2 protein-coding genes are annotated in these 853 nt (G+C 67.2%); both read right to left on the bottom strand.

The features are described from left to right. A partial coding sequence (locus ABD323_RS42110) for a hypothetical protein (protein WP_344447347.1) occupies positions 1-337 on the bottom strand: 337 nt, incomplete at its 3' end. A 46-nt stretch (positions 338-383) separates the two neighbouring features. Next, positions 384-737: a WXG100 family type VII secretion target gene (locus ABD323_RS42105; protein WP_184916932.1), complete on the bottom strand. Its 354-nt coding sequence runs from the start codon at positions 735-737 to the stop codon at positions 384-386. Between the last annotated feature and the right edge of the window lie 116 nt (positions 738-853).

The raw sequence follows: 853 nt of genomic DNA, 5'->3' as shown, positions 1-853 counted from the left end.
CGACCTTGCGGTCCGCCTCGGTGTACGACTTGATCACCGACTTGAGCTTCTCGGTGTCCTCGGCGATCGCCTTGGTGAGCTTGGCCTTGGTCTCCATCAGGTGCCGGGCGCGGGACTCGACGTCCTTGGCGTCCCGGAGCACGTCGAAGGCGATGCCGAAGCCGACGATGCCGGCCAGCGGGCTGGCGGCCAGGTCGACCGCGACCGCCTTCGCCAGCGTTTCCTGGATCTTGCCGAGCCTCTTCTGCATCTCGGCCATCCGCTGACTGGCTTGCTGCCAGTCCTGCTGGATCCTGCCGAGTTCCTGCAGCTCTACGCCGAACTTTTCACCGGCCATGGTTCCCCGTACCCCTTGTCCTCGTGATGATCTTCGCCGGCGGGCCTCAGAAGCTGGCCAGGCGCTCGACCGCCTTGCTCAGCCCGTCCAGTTCGTCCGCGACCCCGGCCATCTCCCGGACCCGGCCCTGCGCGTGGGTGGTGAACGCGTCGGCGGCGGGGCCGTGCCAGGTGAGCTTGCCGAGCGCGGAGTTGACGTCCGTGCTGAGCTTGTCGAACTCCTTGCCGAGCTCGGCGAGCTCCTTGGCGATCTGGCGCAGCTCGTCCTCGCCCCCGCCGAACATCTCACCGAGGGCCCAGCGGGCGATCTCGGCGGGTGCCATGACGATGTCCTTGACCACCTTGGCACCTGCCCCGACCAGGTCCTTGGCGTCGTCCCATGCTTCGCTGATGAAGTTCAAAGTGGCTCCCCCGGAACCTCGTACCTGCAGGATGACAATCCGTCAAAAGGCTATCCGAACACCGAAGTCCCGGGGAGTCCGCCCGTCCCTCGGACGCCCCGGCCGGTCACCGGGTG

Origin of the sequence: Kitasatospora nipponensis (genome assembly GCF_039528135.1) — a bacterium.
Lineage (GTDB): Bacteria > Actinomycetota > Actinomycetes > Streptomycetales > Streptomycetaceae > Kitasatospora > Kitasatospora nipponensis.
The sequence above is the reverse complement of the archived record's forward strand: the minus strand, read 5'-3'. Positions and strand labels throughout refer to the sequence as shown.